Annotated in this window: 2 protein-coding genes; both read right to left on the bottom strand. The window is 61.6% G+C overall.

What is annotated here, in order from left to right:
- Positions 1 to 14: 14 nt before the first annotated feature.
- Positions 15 to 887 (bottom strand): IS3 family transposase, encoded by an 873-nt coding sequence (locus AB0M83_RS48580; protein WP_364529661.1) that lies wholly within the window; start codon positions 885 to 887, stop codon positions 15 to 17.
- A gap of 14 nt (positions 888 to 901) precedes the next feature.
- Positions 902 to 1,201, bottom strand: coding sequence for a transposase (locus AB0M83_RS48575; protein ID WP_364529658.1), 300 nt, complete (start codon positions 1,199 to 1,201; stop codon positions 902 to 904).
- Between the last annotated feature and the right edge of the window lie 64 nt (positions 1,202 to 1,265).

Raw genomic sequence — 1,265 nt, 5'->3', positions numbered from 1 at the left:
TGAGCTTGCCCCGGTCAGGCGGACAGGTGGGCGTGTGTTGATTCGTAGGCTACCGGACTGCGATAGCCACGTGAAGAGTGCAATCTCTCGTTGTTGTAGAAGTTGATGTACCGCAGCAGTATAAGGCGTGCTTCTCGGTTTGTTTTTGGTTGTGGGTAGGGATGTATTTCTTCGTTCTTGAATGACCCGAACCAGGATTCCATGGCGGCATTGTCCAGCGCGCTGTGTCGTTGGCCGATGGACGGCATCATCCGGGCTTCGCAGACGATTTTGAGCCAGGTTTCGGACGTGAATTGATAGCCGCGGTCACTGTGAATGATGCACCGGGGCGGAGGTTTCCGTAGCGCGATGGCATCGCGGAGTGCCCGATAGGCGGTGTCGGGTGTTTCGTGGTCGGCAGTGGCCCAGCTGATCACCCGGCGACTGTGGGCGTCCATGATCACGGCCGCGCGCAGGTGGCCTTCGCCGGTCTTGATCATGGTGAGGTCGGTGAACCACAGCATGTTCGGGCGAGGCCGATCGAAGATGCGGTGCACCAGGTCCTTGATCTCCGGTCGCCGCACCGGCGGCGCGGCGCGAGGCCTGGCCTTGCGTTTCCCGCGGACAGCGACGATGTTGTTGTCCCGCATCAGCCGGGCCACTCGGTGCCGCCCGGCCCGCGCGCCCGATCGGACGAGTTCGCGGTGGATGCGCGGCGAGCCGTAGGCGCCGTACTGCGTGTGCAGGGTGGTGATCCGATCGAGCAGAGCATGCTTCTCGGCCGCACGCGGCGAAGGTGGTGCGGCGAGCCGGCGCCGCCAGTCGTAGAAGCCCGAGCGGGACACGCCCAGGACACGGCACATCAGGCTGATCGATCGGTGCGGGTTGCGGGCCTTCTCCGCGTGTATCCATCCGTAGATGTCTACTGGTCCTTGCGGCGTGCGAAGAAGGCCAATGCTTTTCCCAGGATCTCGAGTTCTTCTTCCTTCTGTTGCAGCTGACGCTTCAACGCGGCAATCTCGGATTTGTCATCCTTCGGGCTGTTGCCCGGCTTCGCCTCGGGCAATAGTTTTCCTCGGGAGTTGGCGTCCTGCCGCACCCAGTTCGCGACTGTTGTTGCGGAGAGATCGAACTCTTCAGCGATGTCTTTGAACGTTCGGCCGCCCTGTCGGAACAACTCCACGATCTGCGTCTTGAACTCTCTCGAGAATGTACTGGCCATCTGAACAACCTCCAGCGGTCATGACAACCACTCTGACGGTGTCCGCCACCTTGGGGCAAGCTCA

The sequence above is a fragment of the Amycolatopsis sp. NPDC051106 genome (assembly GCF_040682775.1).
GTDB lineage: Bacteria > Actinomycetota > Actinomycetes > Mycobacteriales > Pseudonocardiaceae > Amycolatopsis.
The sequence above is the reverse complement of the archived record's forward strand: the minus strand, read 5'-3'. Positions and strand labels throughout refer to the sequence as shown.